5 protein-coding genes are annotated in these 4122 nt (G+C 42.6%); all 5 read left to right on the top strand.

Going from position 1 to position 4122, the window contains the following annotated elements:
• Positions 1-368, top strand: a 368-nt coding sequence (locus tag BS19_RS14885) for a hypothetical protein (protein ID WP_038176312.1), incomplete at its 5' end; no start/stop codon positions are given.
• Positions 369-1366: 998 nt separating this feature from the next.
• A complete protein-coding gene (locus tag BS19_RS14890) occupies positions 1367-1837 on the top strand; it encodes a hypothetical protein (protein WP_038176313.1) in 471 nt (156 codons plus the stop codon).
• A gap of 682 nt (positions 1838-2519) precedes the next feature.
• Positions 2520-2735: a TIGR02450 family Trp-rich protein gene (locus BS19_RS14900; RefSeq protein WP_038176315.1), complete on the top strand. Its 216-nt coding sequence runs from the start codon at positions 2520-2522 to the stop codon at positions 2733-2735.
• A 173-nt stretch (positions 2736-2908) separates the two neighbouring features.
• On the top strand, positions 2909-3229 hold the full coding sequence (locus BS19_RS14905) for a DUF2834 domain-containing protein (RefSeq protein ID WP_038176317.1): 321 nt from the start codon (positions 2909-2911) through the stop codon (positions 3227-3229).
• A gap of 152 nt (positions 3230-3381) precedes the next feature.
• Positions 3382-3741, top strand: a complete 360-nt coding sequence (locus BS19_RS14910; protein ID WP_038176319.1) for a VOC family protein — start codon at positions 3382-3384, stop codon at positions 3739-3741.
• The last annotated feature ends 381 nt before the right edge of the window (positions 3742-4122 follow it).

The raw sequence follows: 4122 nt of genomic DNA on the forward strand, positions 1-4122 counted from the left end.
TAAGGAGTGAAAAATTGGAAGCATTTATATATTTTGGCGTTTCAGTATTAGCCGGTATGATTACAGCGCTCGGCTGCGCTTTAAAAAAGTTGCTTGGGGATAACAAAGATCAATTAAATTTTCCTGATGCTGAAGTACTTAATGATGACGTCACTAAGAAAAGGGTGGTCTGGTTGTTTGTATGGGTTTTGCAGGGCATAGTCGGTGGATTTATTGTTTCTTTGCTTTTTGCTGACTCTGTGTTCAACGGTACAACTAATCAAGGTTGGGTATGGGCTCTGGCATTCGCTTCAGGCTCGGTATCTTGGTTGAATTTCAAAGCATCTTTGTCTGCTATCAAAGACCTAATATCGGGCTTCCTAAAGTAATCGTATAACAATGCGTTTAAGACGGATTCCCAACGCTCGGCATTTTCAGCTTACTTTGGGTTAAGTGTTAATGTCACAATGGTTTAGGCAGGGTGGTTGGCGTTGCTCACCACTTAACGCGGCGTTAGTTGCCAACGAGGAAAAACGTACCTAAAGCAGAATGTTTAGGTCTAATGTTCGTGTGTTTTTGGCTAGGCTTTCTTATTTCAATTTATAGTTATTTGGGTTTGTGAAAGTCGTTCTTTGGTTTCTTGTGCGGTTTGATTTTTCTGTTTCAGAAACTGATTTACTTTCTGGAAGTCAGCTTTGTAATATTGTCTTCTCAAAAGAGCTTTTTTGGTGTTGTTAGGTCGTGTTCTACGGCGCTGTTTGTTCCAAGTGGTTTCAGTGACAGGTGCTTTGAAACTGCGCCTGATTTGAGTTTTCCAAAATACGTAAAGCAAGTGTTGGCAAAGCGGTAATTAACTTCAAATCAAAGCGTTAGGTTTGGCAACTAACAAAGCATTCAAGAGGGACAGTCAACGCGTGGCGAGTTTGGTTTAAATCTTGGCATCTGTGTTTACGGTGTTAAATTTAAGTCTGGTGGCAGCGCGTTGCTGCCCCTTAATGCGGCGTTATTTGCCAAGTAGCATGTCGGCTTGGCAGTTGCCTCGGCAATTTGCCATTGTTCTGCGCTGTGGTTGGAAAGAGAGGGCGCTTGTTGAGGCGAAGTCGGATTGCCTCATTGGGCAGGGAAGTGGACTTACGCGATTGGTGTTTCGTGCATCTGGCGGCCAAGTAAGGTTTGGCATGTGACTGACTTCTTGAAATGAGGTCAACAAAGCAGTTCTTTGCCAAATAAATCAGTCATTTGTGGTAAAACATAACAAACAATTCAAGCAGACCCTCAACGCTTAGCACTTTTGGTTTGCGTCGGGTTTCGTGTTTACGGCGTCATGCGGATGGTGAGCCAGTGCGTTTCGGGCTACTTAATTGGGCGTTATATTCTTGGAGGAAAAATGATTAACGAAGTATCACAATGGATTGAGTTCACAGTGGCTCAATATATGCCTCACGCACGGAAGTGCTCAGAATTTGCTTCTCATTTAAGAGGGTATTATCCAGAAGAATTTTTGGAAAACAGCTACTTTGTAGTGACTAATGATATTCCTAAGCCACAGATTTCTTCGTCTGATCCTTTTTTGAATGCATTTATTGATATGGAGGTTGACGGCATAACATACAAGAATTTGTATTTCGTTAAGCCTCATGTCGCGAACAACCTAGCTCTTCACGTTCACGAATTAGTTCATGTTGCCCAATGGTCAATATTGGGAGTTCAAGGTTTTATTACGCGCTATATTAGTGAGGTTAGCACTTTAGGTTACCACAATGCTCCCCTTGAACTGATGGCATATGAAATTGATAACAAGTTCAAAAACGGGACAGAAGTTTTTGATATTCTAGGTACTGTCAAGCAACGAATATAACAAACAATTTAAGAGGGATTCCCCACGCTTGGCATTTTTGGTTCGAGTGTAATTCAGTGTTTACGGTGCCCAAATTGGGTGTCGTGGTAGCGTGGCTCACCCCTTAATTGGGCGTTAGTTGCCAGTGGGAAAAACGCAGCTAAAGCAGAAAAATTAAGGCTAATGAATTGTGCAATTGTGCTCGGTTTTGTATCTGGGTGCGGTTTGCTGAAGCTGTGTTCGATGTTTAATGTTGTGGTTTTGTTTTGCCGTTTCAGGCGCTAATTTACTTTTTGAAAGTCAGCTTTGTGACATTGCCTTTCCAAAAGGTTTATTGGGTGTTTTTGGTCAGCTTTCTGCGACGGTGTAAGTTCCAAGTGGTTTCAGTGACAGGCGCTTTAAAACTGCGCCTGATTTGAGTTTTTCAAAGCGCTCAAAAACGGTGTTGGCAAAGTGGAAATGAACGGGAAATCAAAGGTTAAGAATGGCAACTAACAAGGCGTTTAAGGCAGATTCGCAACGCTAGGCATTTTCAGTTTGCTTTGAATTTAGTGTTTACGGCACAATGGTTTAGGTTAGGTGGTAATGTTGCTCACTACTTAACGCGGCGTTAGGTGTTTTTTCTTAGAAATCATAGATTAGTGAACTCGCTCAATTGTCACATCGTAAAAATCGGGCAAAGTCAGAGTTTTATGGAGTGACTATGAATAAAATTAACCCTGCCAAGTTGTACAACAGTAAGTGGACAGCGGTGAGCCCTCTCAACCGAGAAAAGCATTTCCTCGTGTCAGAGATAGAGTTTGATGAAGATGGTTCAGTTTTGGTGTGTAAAGTTGAAGCGGTGCTTTCAAATAAAGAGTACTCAATTAACTGGGTAGAGCTTAAAGACCAAAGTAAATGGCTCCAAGGCTGGAAATGATGAACTCTCGGGTTACACACCTAACAAGCAATTCAAGCAGACCCTCAACGCTCGGCGATTTTGGTTTGCGTCGGGTTTGGTGTTACCGAAGAATGCGGAAGGTTAGCCAGGGCGTTTCGGGCTACTTAATTGGGCGTTAGGGCTTACTACGAAAAATGTGCAAGGATGGCGAAATGGTAAGGTTTTATCTGGTTCTTACTTTGTTGGGTATATTGCTCCCGTACGGGGCGTTTGTTCCTTGGCTAGTTAGCCATGGCTTAGACATTGGTCTTTTGTTCCGTGAAGCGGTGGCAAGCCCCATTAGTATTTTTGCTTGGCTTGATGTTTTGGTAGCGGCGATTGCTTTATTAGGTTTTATCGTGGTGGACGGCCAAAGACATAAAGTGAAGTATCGCTATTTTGCTGTGTTGGGAACTTTGTCAGTTGGAGTATCGTTTGGGTTGCCACTGTATCTTTACTTGAAAGAAAAGCAGTCGCTCCAACCGCAGCCCTAACAAAGCGTTAAAGAGGGATTCATGCCGCGTGGCACTTTTGGTATGCAGTGAGTTTTGGTGGTGAAGGTGGTCTGCGGAGAGTTGGTTTAAGCGGTATTCACCCCTTAACGCGGCGTTATACGCTTTTCGGTAAAATGAGAAAGGGGCAGGAAATGAATCAGCATGAAAAGCTAAATTATGTTGAATTTGGCGCAAAGGATTTGGAATCAACAAAATCATTCTTCTCTTTAGTTTTTGGTTGGGATTTCGTTGATTATGGTCCTGAATATACAGCATTTTCCAATCAGGGTTTAGACGGTGGTTTCTTTAAAGCAGACTCTTGCAGCCAGACACAGACTGGTGGTGCTCTTTTGGTCTTCTACAGTGCGGATATAGAATCTACATTGGATAAAGTTGTTCAAAGTGGCGGTGAAATAGTTCGTCCTATATTTGAATTTCCCGGTGGCTGTCGTTTTCACTTTCACGAGCCAAGCGGTAATGAGTTCGCAGTTTGGTCGGAAGTACGCGTATAACAAACAATTTAAGAGGGATTCCCAACGCTTGGCATTTTTGCTTCTACTTCAAGTTTAGTGTTTATGGCACAATGTTTTAGGTTGGGTGGTAGCGTTGCTCACCCCTTAATTGGGCGTTAGTTGCCAGTGGGAAAAACGTAGCTAAGGCAGAAAATTTAGGGCTAATGAATTATGCAATTTTGCTCGATTTTTGTCTGGTTGTGGTTTGCTGAAGTTTCGTTTGGTTGTTAATGTTGTGGTTTTGTTTTGCCGTTTCAGACGCGAATGTACTTGTTGAAAGTCAGCCTTGTGACATTGCCTTTCCAAAAGGTTTATTGGGTGTTTTTGGTCAGCTTTCTGCGACGGTGTAAGTTCCAAGTGGTTTCAGTGACAGGCGCTTTA

It is taken from the genome of Vibrio pacinii DSM 19139, assembly GCF_000711795.1.
GTDB classification, from domain to species: domain Bacteria; phylum Pseudomonadota; class Gammaproteobacteria; order Enterobacterales; family Vibrionaceae; genus Vibrio; species Vibrio pacinii.